The organism is Arthrobacter sp. B6, from assembly GCF_001663775.1.
Lineage (GTDB): Bacteria > Actinomycetota > Actinomycetes > Actinomycetales > Micrococcaceae > Arthrobacter.
Genome location: NZ_KV467168.1, coordinates 1,399,263 through 1,414,638, shown reverse-complemented (window position 1 = coordinate 1,414,638; position 15,376 = coordinate 1,399,263). Strand labels below are relative to the sequence as shown.

The 15,376-nt window shown below is 65.2% G+C and carries 17 protein-coding genes; 7 read left to right on the top strand and 10 right to left on the bottom strand.

Annotation, left to right across the window (positions count from 1 at the left end):
- Positions 1 to 235: 235 nt before the first annotated feature.
- On the bottom strand, positions 236 to 862 hold the full coding sequence (locus AU175_RS06075) for a TetR/AcrR family transcriptional regulator (RefSeq protein WP_066286694.1): 627 nt from the start codon (positions 860 to 862) through the stop codon (positions 236 to 238).
- A gap of 125 nt (positions 863 to 987) precedes the next feature.
- Complete coding sequence (locus AU175_RS06070) at positions 988 to 2,574, bottom strand: MFS transporter (protein ID WP_331711937.1); 1,587 nt, start codon at positions 2,572 to 2,574, stop codon at positions 988 to 990.
- 30 nt (positions 2,575 to 2,604) lie between these two features.
- On the opposite strand from AU175_RS06070, the gene AU175_RS06065 reads away from it, so the two are divergent.
- The 6 genes from AU175_RS06065 (at position 2,605) to AU175_RS06040 (ending at position 8,349) form a co-directional block, all read left to right on the top strand.
- Positions 2,605 to 3,489, top strand: coding sequence for a helix-turn-helix transcriptional regulator (locus tag AU175_RS06065; protein ID WP_066286692.1), 885 nt, complete (start codon positions 2,605 to 2,607; stop codon positions 3,487 to 3,489).
- A 102-nt stretch (positions 3,490 to 3,591) separates the two neighbouring features.
- The gene (locus AU175_RS06060; protein WP_066286690.1) at positions 3,592 to 3,927 is read left to right on the top strand and encodes a cupin domain-containing protein; all 336 of its coding nucleotides are present in this window, start codon (positions 3,592 to 3,594) and stop codon (positions 3,925 to 3,927) included.
- Positions 3,928 to 4,055: 128 nt separating this feature from the next.
- Positions 4,056 to 6,389 (top strand): PEP/pyruvate-binding domain-containing protein, encoded by a 2,334-nt coding sequence (locus AU175_RS06055; RefSeq protein ID WP_066286688.1) that lies wholly within the window; start codon positions 4,056 to 4,058, stop codon positions 6,387 to 6,389.
- 25 nt (positions 6,390 to 6,414) lie between these two features.
- Positions 6,415 to 7,080, top strand: a complete 666-nt coding sequence (locus tag AU175_RS06050; protein WP_066286686.1) for a hypothetical protein — start codon at positions 6,415 to 6,417, stop codon at positions 7,078 to 7,080.
- A 270-nt stretch (positions 7,081 to 7,350) separates the two neighbouring features.
- Positions 7,351 to 7,782 (top strand): PRC-barrel domain-containing protein, encoded by a 432-nt coding sequence (locus AU175_RS06045; RefSeq protein ID WP_066286684.1) that lies wholly within the window; start codon positions 7,351 to 7,353, stop codon positions 7,780 to 7,782.
- A gap of 78 nt (positions 7,783 to 7,860) precedes the next feature.
- On the top strand, positions 7,861 to 8,349 hold the full coding sequence (locus AU175_RS06040; protein ID WP_156642200.1) for a hypothetical protein: 489 nt from the start codon (positions 7,861 to 7,863) through the stop codon (positions 8,347 to 8,349).
- A gap of 69 nt (positions 8,350 to 8,418) precedes the next feature.
- On the opposite strand, the gene AU175_RS06035 is transcribed toward AU175_RS06040, so the two are convergent.
- Both AU175_RS06035 and AU175_RS06030 read right to left on the bottom strand, forming a co-directional pair.
- A complete protein-coding gene (locus AU175_RS06035; RefSeq protein ID WP_066290640.1) occupies positions 8,419 to 9,768 on the bottom strand; it encodes a permease prefix domain 1-containing protein in 1,350 nt (449 codons plus the stop codon).
- Complete coding sequence (locus tag AU175_RS06030) at positions 9,765 to 10,127, bottom strand: PadR family transcriptional regulator (protein WP_066286682.1); 363 nt, start codon at positions 10,125 to 10,127, stop codon at positions 9,765 to 9,767. The genes AU175_RS06035 and AU175_RS06030 overlap by 4 nt, the downstream gene beginning before the upstream one ends.
- 198 nt (positions 10,128 to 10,325) lie before the next feature.
- On the opposite strand from AU175_RS06030, the gene AU175_RS06025 reads away from it, so the two are divergent.
- Complete coding sequence (locus AU175_RS06025; RefSeq protein WP_231938477.1) at positions 10,326 to 10,670, top strand: DUF1304 family protein; 345 nt, start codon at positions 10,326 to 10,328, stop codon at positions 10,668 to 10,670.
- 224 nt (positions 10,671 to 10,894) lie between these two features.
- Here AU175_RS06025 and AU175_RS21230 read toward each other — a convergent pair whose 3' ends face one another.
- The 6 genes from AU175_RS21230 to AU175_RS06000 form a co-directional block, all read right to left on the bottom strand.
- Positions 10,895 to 11,314 (bottom strand): LapA family protein, encoded by a 420-nt coding sequence (locus tag AU175_RS21230; RefSeq protein WP_082979035.1) that lies wholly within the window; start codon positions 11,312 to 11,314, stop codon positions 10,895 to 10,897.
- Between the two features lie 15 nt (positions 11,315 to 11,329).
- Positions 11,330 to 11,632 (bottom strand): DUF3040 domain-containing protein, encoded by a 303-nt coding sequence (locus AU175_RS06020; protein ID WP_066286679.1) that lies wholly within the window; start codon positions 11,630 to 11,632, stop codon positions 11,330 to 11,332.
- 439 nt (positions 11,633 to 12,071) lie between these two features.
- Positions 12,072 to 12,551, bottom strand: a complete 480-nt coding sequence (locus AU175_RS06015; RefSeq protein ID WP_066286677.1) for a hypothetical protein — start codon at positions 12,549 to 12,551, stop codon at positions 12,072 to 12,074.
- Between the two features lie 134 nt (positions 12,552 to 12,685).
- The gene (locus AU175_RS06010; RefSeq protein ID WP_066286675.1) at positions 12,686 to 13,927 is read right to left on the bottom strand and encodes an MFS transporter; all 1,242 of its coding nucleotides are present in this window, start codon (positions 13,925 to 13,927) and stop codon (positions 12,686 to 12,688) included.
- A gap of 170 nt (positions 13,928 to 14,097) precedes the next feature.
- On the bottom strand, positions 14,098 to 14,268 hold the full coding sequence (locus AU175_RS06005) for a hypothetical protein (protein ID WP_156642198.1): 171 nt from the start codon (positions 14,266 to 14,268) through the stop codon (positions 14,098 to 14,100).
- Positions 14,269 to 14,463: 195 nt separating this feature from the next.
- Complete coding sequence (locus tag AU175_RS06000; RefSeq protein ID WP_066286671.1) at positions 14,464 to 15,345, bottom strand: universal stress protein; 882 nt, start codon at positions 15,343 to 15,345, stop codon at positions 14,464 to 14,466.
- Between the last annotated feature and the right edge of the window lie 31 nt (positions 15,346 to 15,376).

Sequence of the window (15,376 nt, the reverse complement as noted above, 5' to 3'; positions counted from 1 at the left end):
CGGGGCGCATGCCGTGCAGGGGCCACGGGGCTGCATCGTGGCTGTCCTGGTGGAGGACGCTTGATCGCTAGGACTGCCCGCCGCCCGCTGCGGCCCGCGTCGGCGTCCTCGAAGTGAACTGTGTGGCGTAGGTCATACAATGAAGATTAGTCCATCTTGAACAAACGTTCAAGAGTAAATCTGAACAAATGTTCAACAGTGGGCACAAAGGTCCTTCCGCTGGATGAGGGGGTAGTTAGGACTCTTTGGACTCGCCCAGCCCGCGCTCCTTCTTGCGCGAAGGGGCGAAGGCGATGTCCTCCGTGTGGGCGATGTTCCGCTGGATTGATGCCTTATCAACGCCGAGGAGAGCGGTTAGCCACATGCCGTTCTGGACGACGACGATGTCCGCTGCCCGTTCCCTGCACTCATCGCGGGAGAGCTCGGGATTGGCATTGCCTATCAGAGTCGCGAGACCAGCGAGATACCGCTCGAACGCCTCCGCATTGATTTGTGCGAAGTCTTCACTGGCCTGGGCGAGAGCCCAAAGGTGGAGACGCAGGGACAAATATCGTGTGGTCAGGAGTTCCGCGCCCGCAACGCGCCGGAGAGACTTGCGGAGCTGTTCGTCCGGGGCTGAATCAGGGTCGGGCTCGACCAGCATAAGGTCGTGCTCGTCGATTCGATGCAGGGCCGCACGGATCAAGCAGGACTTGTCTTCGTAGTAGTAGTTGACGAGCCCCAGTGCTACTCCGGCTTCGCGCGCCACGGCGCGCATGTTGACACCTGAGATGCCGTGGCGCGACAGCAGATCCATCGCCGCTTCGAGAATGCGCGACTGCCTGTCAATCTGTTCGCCGGACCTAACGGTGCTTGTACCCACTTGGCCACCCTATGGTGAAACGCCGATGGGTGCATCTCGCGGCCCAGAAGAAGAAGGTCGCCGTCCGGCGATGTTGTTGCCTGTGAGTGTCAATAGTGGGAGGTATTGGTGCATCGCAGCGGAGATCAGTACGCGGCGGGGGCGGGTCGGCGAAGGAACAGTGCCACCAGGAGCGCTGCTGCCAGGCAAAGGGCGGCGTTGATTCCGATGGCGGGCAGTACCGCTCCCAGTACTTGCCGGGGTGCGCCGTGGTCGCCGTGCCGGAGCAGGGACGCGGCGATGATGGCGCTCATGACGGGAATGCCCATGGTGATGCCGATTTGTTGGCTCATGGTGGTCAGACCGGTGGCGAGGCCCTGTTCGGTGTTGGGGAGCCCGGTGGTGGCGGTGACCATGAACCCGACGATGGCGGCGAGGTTCGCGACGCCTCCGATGAACGTGGCGACCAGCACGATGATCAGTGATGTCTGATCGGTGTTGATGAAGAGCAGGGATCCGGTGGCGGCAGCCTGGATGGTGAGGCCGGTGATGATCGTGTTCCTGCTGCCGAGCCTGCCGATCAGTTGCGGGGCAATGATCCCGCCGACAACGGTGCCGATGCCCAGGACGGCGAAGGCCAGCCCTGCCCCGAGCGGGGTATAGCCCAGGACCTGCTGGAGGTAGAGGGTCAGGACGAATACCAGCGACGTTTCGGTGGCGAACGCCAGGATCCCGGCGATGTTGCCCCACGCGATGTTGTTCCGCCTCAGGACGGCCACGGGCACCAGCGCGTTTGAGGTGTTTTTTTCGATGAGGAAGAACACGACGAACAGGGCAAGGCCGGCTGCCAGCGGTCCCCACGCCAGAGGTTCGGCCCAGCCTCGCTCACCGGCGCTGGTCAGGCCGAAGACGAGCAGCAGCAGTGCCAGGGTCACGGTGACCGCGCCCGGGACATCCAGTTTGGTCCGGTTCCCACGCGCTGTTTCGGTGAGGAGTTTCGGAGCGAGGATCAGGACGAAGACGGCGATGGGGACGTTGATGAAAAACGCCCACCGCCAGGACAGCAGGTCGGTCAGAAGCCCGCCGAGGACCGCGCCGGCGGTGAACTCGGCGGCCATCAGTGACCCGTTCAGGCCCAGTGCTTTATCCCGCAGCGGACCTTCCGGGAAGGACGTGGTGAGCAGCGACAACGCGGCCGGAGTGACGGCCGCCGTCGCGAGGCCTTGGGCGACGCGGGCGGCAAGCAGAAGCCCGGGCTCAGTGGCGAGGCCGCCCACGAGCGAGCCGATCCCGAGCAGCGCCATGCCGCCGATGAAAAGCCGTTTACGGCCAAACAGGTCAGCCACCCGGCCAAAGAACAGGGTGAATCCGGCCGCGCACAGTGCGAAGGAGGTGGCGATCCACTGCAGATGCTCCAGTGAAAACCCGACGTCGGCTCCGATCCGGGGGAGCGCGACGTTCAGGATGGAGAAGTCCACCGCGAGGGTGAAGCTGGCAGTCAGCAGCAGGACCATGGTCAGCCGCTGACGCCTGGTCATCCGGACAGGACCCGGTTGGATCGGCGATGTGGGCGCTTCTGGTTGTGCCGTGAGCTGGGGGAGTGGCGTGGTGTCGTTGGCTGTCATCGCGGGGAATCCAATCTGGGTGTGCGGGCGGGTTTTCCACTCCACCCTGCCGACGCCGGGCAGGAACAGCCACGCCGTGTTGTGGGTAGCACTGGCAGTGCTACCCACGTTCGGGAAAGTTCGTGAATACTTCCAGGTATGAACCAACCAGCAGCCATGGGCGACTTCCTCCGCAAACGGCGGGCCGCCCTCAGCCCGGCCGACGTCGGCCTGATGGACTACGGCACCCGCCGGGTGCCCGGCCTGCGGCGCGAGGAAGTGGCCATGCTGGCCGGCATGAGCGTGACCTACTACGCCCGGCTGGAACAGGGGCAGCACGCCAACGCCTCCGACGCCGTCGTTCATTCCCTGGCCCGGGCACTGGCCCTGACCGACGTCGAAAGGAAACACCTCGCCGACCTCTCCGGCATCAAACGCCGCAACCCTAGAACTTCGCGCGACCGGCCGGACCACGTGCGGCCCGGGACAAAGCGCCTGGTCGATTCGATGGGCGGTGTCCCCGCAGTGGTGCTCGGCAAACGCACCGAAGTCCTCGCCTGGAACCGGGCCGGGCACCGGCTCGTGGCTTCGCACGTTGATTTCGACGCACCGGACACGCCGTCCGCACGGCCGAACATCACCCGGATGCTTTTCCTGGACGAGGCCACCCGCAGCCTGTATCCGCACTGGCGCTCGGAGGCCGGCCGAGCCGTCGCGTCACTCCGGCTGCTCTCCGGACGGTTCGCCGACGATACCGGCCTGGCCGCGCTCGTTGGGGAGCTGACCCTCAAAAGCCCCGAGTTCGGCGCCATGTGGGCAGAACACCCGGTGGAGAACTGCATGTCAGGGCAGAAAACCCTCAACCACCCCCAACTCGGCGCACTGCTCGGGTTCGAGGTCCTGACCATGCCCGACGATTCCGGACACCGCATCCTCACCTACACCGCAGAGCCGGACAGTGAAGCAGCCGCAGCCCTCACCCGCCTGCAACGCGCGCCCCTCACCATTGCCCCCGAAGGGGGCAGCATTGACCGGGCAGTCTGAAACAGCCGCGAACAGCCACCACTTCAGCACCCAGCTCCACCAGTCCTGAGAGCCGCTCTGCCGGCCCTCGGCAAAGCGGGCTGCCGTGGGTACGGTTGCCTCATGCAGAAAATTTCGATCGATGCCCTGGCCCGTCAGCAGATCACAGCCGCCGTGGCGGCACCCAGCGGAAGGGCCGCTGACACGGCCTACGGCGGCCATGAGAAGAAACTGCGCCAGACCGTCATGGCCTTCCGTGCCGGTACGCAGCTCAGCGAACACCAGAACCCCGGCGAGGCCACGGTCTTTGTGCTGAAGGGATCAGTCTGGCTCAAGGCCGACGGCGAGGCCTGGCAGGGCAAAACGGGGGACCTCCTGATCGTCCCGGACGGGCTGCACAGCCTCGAAGCCGAAGAAGATTCGGCGGTGCTGTTCACGGTGGTCAAGACCGACCGGTAGCGGCCGGAAGGGGTGCACGTGCGTGGCTCAGGTTAGGGGCACACGGCCCTACATAAACGACCCGCTGCGTGGCATTCTGGTGGTGTGGGAGGCCTGCTGAAGCTTCCGTTTTGTAGGAGGCCGAGGACATGAGGACCGTCGCAGCACTCCACGATCTCCAGCCCGCCGACCCCGCCCTCTGGGGGCGCAAGGCAACCGCACTCGCCCGCCTTGCGAAGGAGGGCCACTTCAAGATCCCGGCCGGGGTCGTCCTCTCCGCCGACGGGACGGACTTCACAGGGGAGGAACTCGACCTGGCGCATAGGTCAGTCCGCGACGTCCTCGGGGACGTCGACCTCGCCGTCCGCTCCTCCTCGGGTGACGAAGACACAGCTGAGGAGTCATCGGCCGGAAAGTATGCAACAGTTCTCGGTGTGCGGGGAAGGGACGCGCTGGCAGCGGCTGTCCGGGAAGTCCTGGACTCCGCGGACGGAGCGCCCATGGGAGTTCTCATTCAGGAGCTCATCCACGCGGATGCCGCCGGTGTGGCATTCAGCGCCAATCCTGTCAGCGGTGCCAGGGACGAGGTGGTTGTGAACTCCGTGCCCGGACTCGGCGACCGGCTCGTCTCCGGCGAGCTCACCCCCGAGTCATGGACTGTGAAAGCCGACGGCACCGCTAACAGTGATGACGCCACCGGCGTCATCACCCCGGATGATGCCCACCGCATCGCTGAGCTGGCGAGGAAGGTTGAAGCCGCCGAAGGCGCTCCGCAGGACATCGAATGGGCGCTCGCCGGCGGGCAGCTCTATCTTCTGCAGGCCCGGCCCATCACCACCCTGGTGGAACCGGTGCCGGTGCCGGTCAGTGTGCCGCACGGGTACTGGGAACGGGAAACCACCCACGCCGCCATGCCGTCGACGCCGATGACGGACTCGGTCATGGACATTGGTCCCAGCATGCGGCACCTCGCCGAGCGTTTCGGCCTCATCGCCCAGTTCGACTTCCGCGAGATCGGCGGCTGGACGTACATGGGGATGCTCCCGCTGGGAATGGAGCCTCGAACCGACAAGGCCCCGCCGCTGCCAGGCTGGGCGCTGGCCCTGGTCCTGCGCCTGGTACCTGAGGGGCGGCGCCGTATTCGCGCGGCACGGCAGCAGCGTGAAGAGGACCTCTCCATGCGCATCGTCGACGACTGGAACAACCGCCATGTGCACCGGCTCCGGGCGCGGATCGAGATCCTCAGGGCGAAACACCTGGAGGCTCTCACCGACGAACTTCTGGCCTCCCACCTGGCGGCGATACGCGAGTTCCTGGCCGAGACAGTGCCGCTGCACTTTCTCACGTCGATGCCCCAGTTCCTCGAGACGACCCGGCTCGAGCTCTTCTGCGAAGAGCACCTCGGGTGGGACTACCCCGACGTGCTCAATCTGCTGGCCGGCACGTCCGAGATGTCCTCCGAGCCGGCCAGGGAGCTTCGCCGCCTCGCAGACCGAAGGCTCGATCCGGCGTCGAAGGAGCGGGCCTTGGAGGAGTACCGGCGCGTCTATGGCGCACGAATTCTCTCCACCGAGCTTGCCGAGCCGACGTTCGGGGAGAGCCCCGGGCTCATCGCCGCGCAGCTTGAGGCCATGGAGGGCCCCAGCAGGGTTGACCCGGCAGCTGAGCAGCGCCGACTGCGCGAGGAGACCGCGGCCCGGGCACGGACCCAATTGAGCGGCCAGGCGCTGGAAAGATTCAACACGCTGCTCGAACGGGCGCTCCGCGCCTACCCGCTCAGGGAACACAACGTCTTCTACACGTTGGACTCCCCGTTGGCGCTCGTACGGTACGCGGTCCTGGAGGCTGGCCGCAGGATGCAGCGCGTCCGTGCGATCACGGCGGTCGATGACGTCTTCTACTGCACTGCGGACGAAGTCCAGGAGTGGCTGGGCGGCAACTACGGGGACATGCGCCCGGCCGTCCGGCGCAGGCGCGGCGAACGTGCCTGGATCCTCGCCCATCCTGGACCGGCCAGCTACGGGACGCCCCCGCCGCCCCCTCCGACAACCAGATGGCTGCCCGCCGATGTGCGCGAAATGATGGAGCTGATGATGCGCGCCGGCGAGCGGATAGTCGCACCGGAAGAGAGTTCCCAGGTACAGACGGTGGACAACGGTATGCTTCAGGGCACACCGGCCTCGTCAGGGACCTACACCGGCGCGGCACGCATCATCGCCAGCGAGCGGGAGTTCTCCCGGATCCAGCCGGGCGACGTGCTGGTCTGTCCGACGACGCGATCCTCCTGGTCGACGGTCTTCGCGACAATCGGCGCTGTCATTACCGACGCCGGCGGGGCCCTGTCCCACCCGGCGATCATCGCCCGGGAACAGCGGATCCCCGCTGTAGTCGCCACGGGAAACGCCACGAAGATCATCCGCGACGGGGCCCTGGTCACGGTCAACGGGACGACTGGGGCGATAACTCTGCTGGGTACCCATTGAATACGTCCGGACAACAGGAGGGTGCATGGATCAGCTAAGTGAAGTCCCCGGGGACAGGACAGCCTCGCGCTTCGCTTATGCGGCCGCGGTGACGGGCGCCATAGGCGTGGTAACCCTGGGCGCGATGTACGCCGTCGAAGTTCCGCGCGGCGGCCCATATGTCTTCGGCACCATCAATGACGCCACCGGCGCGGTGTTCAATGTGCTGGTCATCCCGGTGATCCTGCAGGTCCACCGCCGGGTGCCGCCAGCGCCTGGGACGGAACCGATGAAATGGATCACCGTTTCGGCCTGTGCGGCAGGCGCGGCCAGTTCGGCGCTGCTCGTCTTCAAAGTCCTGGACTTCAACTCCTCAACAGCCATCTCCATAGCCGCCATCACGGTGCAGGGCGCCTGGTTTTTCCTGATCCACGGCCGGCTCCGGAAGGTGGAGGAGTATCCCCGCAGCCTTTCGCGGCTGGGGAGGTTCATCGGCGGTGCAATGCTGGTGGGTCTGCCGGCTGCCGGCGCAGGCTACGCGTTGCAGGGCCCGGAATGGCTGCGGATGGCGCTGATGGGGGCCGGAATTACGGTGGGTGCCGCAGCCTGGCTGGCCTGGCCGTACTGGTATTTCCGCGCCGGGCAGTATTTCGGCCACAGGCTGCACCGCGGGGCCACACCGGCAACTCCCAAGCCCGGGGTGAAAGGCTGAGGCGCACGGGTGCAATAACAAGTGACTCAACGACGTCCGGTGCGTGTTTCAGTTCAGTCACGGGTGTTGAACGGGCTCCCGGCGCCCGCCTAGCGTGGGAAGTGAGGGAAGAACGTCGAGTACCGATACAGCCCCTTCCTGGGCGCTGTTGGGGCGCTGCCCTCAGGTGCAACCTCAGACCAGAAGGCCACAAGCACCACGCTGACGGGGATGTCCCGTGCCGGCCGTTGAGCCGGGCAGTGGCCGCCGAAGAACGGGAGGAGAACCACGATGGGACACCACGCAGGCGAACTGGTGAAGCTGGGTGATACCGGCAAAACGGTCGCAGGATCGGCAGAAGACATCCGCGGATACACCGTCAGGACAGAATCGGGCGAGGAAATTGGGCAGGTGGAGGAACTCCTGGCGGACGTTGAAGAGGAGAAGGTCAGATTCCTCATCGTGGCCTCGGGAGGGTTCCTGGGAATGGGTAAGGACAAAACCTTCATCCCTGTGGACGCGGTAACCAACATCCAGGACGGTGAAGTACTTATTGACCGGTCCCGTGATCATGTTGCCGGGGCGCCCGAATACGACCCCGAGCTTGCCGAGGACCAGTCCTACTACGAGAGCGTGTACGGCTACTACGGCTTTTCCCCGTATTGGAGCCCAGGCTACGTTTACGGCGGATTCCCTTATTACCCCGGAACGCCCAGGAGATGACAGGAGCGCGGCTCGCAGGAAGGCAGACGCCGGTGGACGCAGGGTAGCTTGGAGATTGCACACAACAAGGAGGAAAGCATGGGATACGCGGACCGGATCAGCATCGCGAGAGCACGGACCAGGCGGGCAGTCCTGTTCCCAAGGTTGGCAGCGGCAGGAGTGGTGATCGCTGCTGCGTCTGCTGTCGGCGGGTGCAACACTTCCGGGCCGGAAACGGGAACTGAAATTGAAGATGTTCATCTTGACGCCATCAGGGAAGTGGTACCGGATGCCGATCTGGAGTACAAGAGCGTCACTGTTCCCGGCGACGTTAACGAAGTGATATCCCCGGCTTCCTTCTCCATTATCGATCCTGGGCAGCCCCTGGTGGACCCTCTCCTTATCGTGCACAAGAACGATGTCGCAGGGGCAGAGCCGGCCGCGCAGGTCAAGGTCACGGGCATCGTCTACCGGGGTTTTGACGCCGCGGAAGTGGAGAAGGAAACCGGAATTGATCTGGATGAGGCCCTTCACCAGGAGTGGCAGGGCGATTCCTACATTGTTGCCTCCGAGGTCAAGCCGGAATAGGGCGGCATCGCCGGCGGGCACATGGCCGCTTCACCCGATCCCAATGCCGGATAAGCATCACCCTGCTGATCAGGAGAAACCGAAGACCGGCGGGAAGACCACCACCACGACGGCGGCCCACGCACCGTAGACCGGCAGGTACGTCGTCTGCCAGCGCTCAAGCTGTGTGAACGGGCGCGCGCGGCGCAGGAATCCGACGCCGAGCCAGGCTGCCCGGAGCAGGTGCACCAGGAGCAGGAGGTTCAGGCCGAGGGCGGCGATCTTGTTGGGGCTGAAGCCGAATTCGGCGATGCGGGTCAGCATCGCGGTCAGCATGACGGCGTCGACCGCGAGGGCCGCGACGACGAGCACCAGTTGCAGGGCATCCGGCAGCCCGGGCGGTGCGAGCGGATCGCGGGCGGAAATCGAGTAGAGCAGCAGGCACAGGACCAGCACCAGGATCGCGTCCATGAGGATCAGCAGGTCGCGGTTGACGTCGACGAGTCCGCCGGCAGCCGTGAATACGACCAGGAGCGTCAGCAGCATGACGATCGTCAGGGGCGTGAACACGCTGGTGAGGACGGGGGCGATATTCTCGACGACGTTCTGCTTAGCCTCCACGAGCCACGCGGCGATGATGAGCGCCCCCGGCATGGCGAACGGCAGGATCCACTCCGCCAGGATGGGTTCAAGGTCGACGCCGACCACCTGCAAGGCCGCGAACGTGAGCCCCACCAGGACGGCGCCGCCCAATGCCAGCAGTGTGTAGTAGATGGCGAGCTCACCGGTGAACCGGGCGAAGTCCATGCGGCGGCTGTCGGAACGCCAACTCCCTCCGGCGTACGCCACCCCAGCCAGCAGCCACAGGACCACCGGGGCGTGCAGGACGGCGAGCAGCTCGGTGGAACCGCCGGAGGCGAAGGGGTAGACGTTGACCACGACCGCCAGCACGGCGAAGGGGACTAGCAGCATCGCCGCCACGCGCGGCGGGAGCCGGCGGGACCACACAAAGTAGCCGGCAAGGAACGGGAAGACCAGTAGGCCGAGGTTGCGCGCCTGGGCTGCGCCGTCGTCGAGCCAGGCCATTCCGGCCTTGACCGCAATCCCGGCCCCGACAGCGAACGCCAGGACCACGGCCAGCTCGCGCCACGGGGGCGCGCCGGCGTCGTCGGACTTTTCCGGGACGAGCACGAGCTGCTTCCACAGCCGGTCGGAGTGCTCGCGGGCAAACTCGCGCGAGACGGCGTCGAGGTTGCCCAGGCGTTTGATGGCCACGAGGAAGGCCTCCTCGTCATCAAGCCCGGACGCCTTGCGGTCGGCGATCTGCTCGCGCAGGTGGTCCTCCAGCTCGTCGACGTCGGCGGCGGAGATCGCCTGGCGGCGCTGGACATACCCGCGCCACTGCTCGATCTGGGCTTCCAGTTCTGCGTGCTCCATCATGCCCATCCCACGGCCGGGGCGGGCGGCTGCTGCGCGGCCTGCCACACCTGGCGCAGTGCGGCGGCGACGACGGACCACTGCTGCTGCCGGCTGGCGAGTTCATCCCGGCCCGCCGGCGTGATCGCGTAGTGCTTGCGCCGGCGCCCCGCTTCCGATGTGCCCCACGACGACGATACGTAGCCCAGCCGTTCCAGCCGGTGAAGCAGGGGATAGAGCATGCCGTCGGTCCACTGCATGCCACCGCCCGACAGCTCGCCCACGCGCTTGAGGATCGCGTAACCGTACAGGTCGCCCTCCGTCAGAATCCCCAGCACGAGCGGGGTTGCCGAAGCGGCGACAAGATCCTTATCAATGCGCATGGCGCCTCCTATACCTAGCACTGTAAGGCATTAACCATAGTAGTTCTAGGTATAGCAAGGTCCAGCGCATTCCCGACGTCTTGAAGGACTTTGCCACCACGTCGTATTCTGCACGGAAGAGCAGCGGGGCATGCCTGCCTTGGTTTAGGGAGTGCGCGGATGAATCTACTGAGCCAGATTTTCGCCGGGGCAACCGGTGTGGCCCTGATCGCCGTCGGCATGCTGGAGATTTTCTTTCACGGTGATCGCCGCTTATACCGGCTTTTTCTGATCAAACCTGAAGAAGTTCAGGCCGTGCGCATGTGGGCCATGAACATTGGCGCCTACAACATCACGTTCGGGCTGGGCCTCGCTTCAGGACTGTGGATGGTGAATTTTTCCGACAACGCCGCCAGTGGTACCGCAATAGTGATCTTCTGCTGCGCCAGCCAGTTCCTCCTCGGCATCTGGCTGTGGATCACAGAGAAGCGCCTGCTCGTCAGTGCCATGGGACAGTCACTCGGTCCCGGCCTGGCGTTGCTCTTCTACTTTTTCTTCCGGTGAGCCCCGCCCATTCTTGGCCGACCATCAAAGGCTTTGTTTGGCAACCGTGACGTGCCATTGTCCTAGGGTGTGGCCGGGACCGAGGGCAGGTATGGCCTGTAGGCCTCGAGGGTTCCGTCCAGAACCGGGACCTGGAGTTCTTCCTTGTCCCCGTCGGCCGAAACCGTCAGTGTCACCAGGGACCCGGGGATGTTTTCGATCGAGTCGAGTATGGCGGGGTTCGGTCACCTCGCATGATGCCTGTGACTGAGAAGCGGAAGCCGTGCTTTGGCTGGTTGCCTCCTGGGGGAACGGTGCCGTAGGCGGGCGTCAATGATCCGCAGCTGTGCGATACGAACTGCGCCGACGATTGCCACGAGGAAGCCGCCTGCGACAGCAGCGATGGAAAGAGCGATGCCAAGGGGTACCGACCCTCCGAGCCCGAGATACTGCACGTGTACCGGTTCCTGATTTTGGAGGATAAAGACGATCAGCAGACTCAGGACTACGAGGCCCGCTACCGTGGCCGCCCAGACAAGGGCGGCCCGAGTGGGGGGTGCAGGCTCTCCGCTATAGCGCGCCCGGGAAGGATCGTCGCCGATTACCGGTGGCCGTGCAGGTGGTGGGGGAATGGACGTTTTAGGAGTTGACGGATTGGTTTGCATCTTGCCACCGTCCTTTCAGGTGTGTGGTCTCTTCTCCTGCCCGTCATAAAAGCGGTAGCCGTCGAGGAACCAGTGCGCCCCGGCGATCATCAGCACAAAACCGCCCACGCCGATAATGATGATCTCTGTCGCAATGCCCACGATAACGAGCGTGAATCCGGCCACCAGTGTCAAAACCCCACGGACCACCGTGGCCGCCTCCCTGTGGTCCTTTCCGCGTGGACCGGCCTGCAGTTTCCGCTCCAGATCCGGATCGCTGGAGGCCAGTTGCTGTTCAAGCATTTCAAGGCGTCTGCGCTCTTCTTCTGACAAGGACATGGAAACCCCTCGTTAACTTTCAAAAATCGAGGCTGATTGGGAGTCGCTGATGTGCAACGAGTTTCCGGCCGCGATGACTTTCCTGGTACTGGCCGGGATGGCTACTGGGGTTGAAACTCAGGGCAAGTCATCCCGGCGTTGATCAAAGCTGAACCCGCACGCGCACCGGTAGGTAAGCAGGCTGTCGTCGTTTACTGCTGTAGTTTGTTCGACCGGAAGGGCAGTGGCCATGCCGACCAGCTGCATTTCCTGGCCGCAGTGGATATGTGAGGTCATCATGCGGCGCAGCTCCGGGTCCTCCGGAGGTCTTCCACGAGCCATGCCTCTTAGTTGTTCTTTCTGGCGCGCACGACGAGCTACCCGGGACGACTGTGGATGTGTCATTGGTTTACTTTCCAGGTATAAAGCAGGGTTGATGAAGTGGCACGGCCAGCCGCGTCTACGTCCTGCTGATGGAAAGCCTGATCACTGTAAGCCCCGGCAAATCCGGATCCGGAGGCACGGGCGCGGAGAGCATCCCGTCCCCGGACCGCTGGCCGGTCAAGGACGGCGGATCCACTGCGCCGGTCCGGAGCGGCGCTGGTTCACTGCGGGGCGCCTGGCGCCGTTCGCAGCAGTCCTTCTCCACTTCTTCAGTCCCGGCTGTTGGCCCGGCCTGGTGGACGACGCCGGTTAGCAATGCGGAAGCTGAAGTTTCAGCAGGACTGGCGGCAGTTCCTGCGTGCAGCGGCACTTTTTCAGCTGCCTGCCCGCCCGTGGACTGGGCGGGGCCGTGATTGGGAACGATGGCATACCGGCTGCCGTGCGTGTAGGAGGCCGCTCCCGCCAGCAGCAGGGCCAGAAGGAGCCACACGAAAACGCTCCGCAGCGAAACGGGGCGGCGAAGCACTCCCAAGGGGGACCAGCTCAGCGCGGCCATCCCCAATTCCCGGTAGTCGCCATGCCACCAGCCTAGCTACGGGCGTTTATCAGGTGGTCACGCGCGTATTACTTTTGAGCTTCAACTTGAGCGACCATGATGCACCGACAAAGCCTTGGGGCGCGCGTCGGCCTCTACTTGCTGGTACCTTCATGTTCCTTGACGGGCCGCGGGCTCTTCCACACTGACTCGCGCGGGCCCGGCGGGTAGGCCACCGTCTTTCCGGCGTAGGCGATCACCAGTGCCGCGATGACGGGGATGGCCGCGGCTGCCGGGACCAGCAGCGGGCCGGCGACCACCAGCGCAGCCGAACCATAGAGGGCGCCGATGGTGATGCCCAGCTGGATGGTCAGGACCGTGAGCCCGTTGGCGGCGTCCTTGTTTTCGCGGCCCGCGCGAAGGATGGCCGACTGGTTGTAGATGCCGATGGCTCCCAGCCCGGCGCCCCATACCGTCATCAGCACCAGGGCGAAGGCAAGGCTGCCGCCCACAAAAGGCAGGAGCAGCATCGAGACGGCGATTGCCGCCGTCGTAATCAAAAGCGAACGGCGCGGGTGGGAATCGACGGTGAGCCCGGCGATCCAGATGCCGAGCAGGCCGGAGACGCCCAGGACGGTGAGGGAGAGGCTGATGGCGTAGTCGGGCAGGCCGGCGTCGCGGATGTACGGGGCGATGTAGGTGAACAGCGCGAAGTGGGCCAGGACCAGCAGCGGCCAGGCGATGGCCACCGGCTTTACGCCGGGCTGGGCGATGGCCGCGCGCAGTGAGGGACGGGTTTCGCCCGCGGCGCGGCGGGAGGACGGCAACAGCCAGAACGCGAGGACGCCCAGGAGCACGCTGAAGCCGGCGAGGGCCAGGAACGACGCGCGCCAGCCGAGGAAGGTGCCCAGTGCGGTGCCGATCGGCGCGCCGATGGCCAGGCCCAGGCTGTTGCCGCTGAAGACAATGGCCAGGGCCTTGCCCACCTTGGCTGCCGGGACCACGCGGGAGACGTAGGGGGCCATAGTGGTCCAGAGCAGTCCGTGGGCGAGGCCGCCCACCAGCCGTGCGACCATCGCGGAGGTGAAGTCCGGGGCGAGTCCCACCAGGGCGTTGCTCAGCGCGAAGGTCAGGACGAGCGCCACCAGCAGGGGCCGCCGCGGGACCCTGCCCAGCAGGCGCGCGGCGGGCACCACGGTGACCACGATGACGGCGGCGTAGGCGGCAGCAAGGTAGCCGGCCACCGGTTCGGACACGTTCAGGCCGGTGCTGATCTGGGGGAGCAGGCCGGAGGGGAGCAGTTCGGTGGTGATGGCGGTGAAGGCGATGGCGGCCAGGACCATCATGGCGGCCAGCGGGAAACGCTGGGGCGCCGGCGCGGAAATCGCGGAGGACATGCGGGAGGGTTCCATTCAAGGAGGAGGGGGATGGAACCGGGCTCTGTGGGCCTAACAATTCCTCCATAAGTTTACCCGGTGAACGAAGGGCTCCCGTACAGTTCGGGTCGCAGGAGATCAGCCTTCACGTGCCCAGGTCTCCGGGGCCGGGGCAAGGATTCCACCCCGCCTCAGCGGGGGATCCGGTGCCCGCCGGAGCGGCGGTTCAGAAACAGGAGCAATCCGGCCACGGCCAGCAGGACCGGTGCGACGCCTATCAGGATGCCAAGCCCCTCGACCGCGAGGCCGACGATCAGCATCACGACGGCGGCTACGACTATCGCTATTGTCAGCTTTTTCATCACTACCACCTGGAGCTGCCGGGACATTGTTCGGGGCTAGGGGCCCCGGGGCACAGCGTTTGCGAGCCACCCTACTCCTTTTCGGAGTGAATGGCCCCGCCGCTTCAGGCCTTTCAGGGGACGGCCTCGTTGGGCGAGGTACACCGCTTATTTCACCAGCACATCACTCCGGTGAAACGAGCGGCGGACGGTTTTCTACGGATTTTCCTGGCGGCCATGCGCAGTGTCGTTGCGCCGGGCGATGAGCACCGGACCTTGGGCATGGTGCAGGACCGCATGGGCGGTGGAACCGATAGTGCCCTTGATGAGTCCATGGCCTTTGGTCCCCACCACGGTGATGCGGGCACCCTGGGACGCTTCCAGGATGGCCCGGGGGACGGACGTCTCGGTGAGCAGCCGTTTTTCGACGGTAACTCCGGGCGCCAGGGCGCGCGCAGTGCTGACGGTCGAATCCAGAAGGGCCTCTGCGGCAGGGTAGGAGTCCACGGGATCGCGAAGCATCCTGTAACCGGGCGGGGCGTGCACGACGTGAACGATGATGAGGTCCGTTCCCGTGACGCTGGCAAGGGTGCAGGCATCTTCGAGTGCCGCTGCCGAGCCCGGGCTGCTGTCCACGGCGACGACGACGGGCCCGGCAGGGTGTTCGTTGGACCGGATCACTGCAACGGGACAGGCTGCCGTGGCTGCCATTTCCAGGCTTACGGATCCGACGAGCAGCCCGAGGAACCCGCCGATGCCGCGGCTTCCCACCACGAGCATTTCTTCGCCCGCCGAAATTTTGGGCAGGTGAACGCTAGGCCACCCGTAGACAAGGCTCGTCCTGACTTCCACCCCCGGAGCGGCCTTTCTGACGTGTGCCAGGCCCTCTTCGAGGGTGGTTTGCGGGGATCGATCCTGTCCGGGGACTGCTTCGCCGGGGACAGGATCGGGGCCGTGGTCCGGCAGGGGCCACAACGTGCAATGCACCAGATGCAAGGGACAGTCCCGCTGGGCTGCCTGCTCGGCAGCCCAGCGGACGGCTCTGGCCGCTTGAGCCGACCCGTCATAGCCGACGACGACGGTTTTGGATTCCTGCACGGTATCTCCCTTGCCGGTGTTTCACGTTTGC